Genomic DNA, 450 nt, shown 5'->3' with positions numbered 1-450 from the left:
ATCAAAACCAATATCGATCTGCAGACCCGCATCATGAATGACGAACACTTCCAGCACGGTGGAACTAACATCCACTATCTGGAGAAAAAACTCGGTCTTCAGGAAAAGTAATCGCACGTTAATCTCAAAAGGCCGGTGAATCCGGCCTTTTTTATTTCTGGGGATAGCGATGCCCCATCATGTACAATTCCCGCTTTCTTCACCCATAAGGGACAAAAAATGGACGCTCGTTTTGTTCAGGCCCATAAAGAGGCGCGCTGGGCGCTGTGGCTGACCCTTTGCTATCTGGCGGCATGGTTAGTGGCTGCTTACTTACCTGGAGACTCGCCGGGAATTACCGGTCTGCCGCACTGGTTCGAGATGGCCTGCTTATTGACGCCGCTGGTCTTTATTTTGCTGTGCTGGGCGATGGTGAAATTCATTTATCGCGATATTTCGCTGGAGGATGAC

General features: G+C 49.8%; 1 protein-coding gene. It reads left to right on the top strand.

Features of this window, described 5'->3' with window-relative positions; all coding sequences use genetic code 11:
- Nucleotides 1-219: 219 nt before the first annotated feature.
- On the top strand, nucleotides 220-450 hold a 231-nt coding region (locus KPY62_RS13540; protein ID WP_001747139.1), incomplete at its 3' end, for a YhdT family protein.

Source organism: Psychrobacter sp. TAE2020, assembly GCF_018919485.1.
Taxonomy (GTDB): domain Bacteria; phylum Pseudomonadota; class Gammaproteobacteria; order Pseudomonadales; family Moraxellaceae; genus Psychrobacter.
This window is presented reverse-complemented; position numbering and strand designations above follow the sequence as displayed.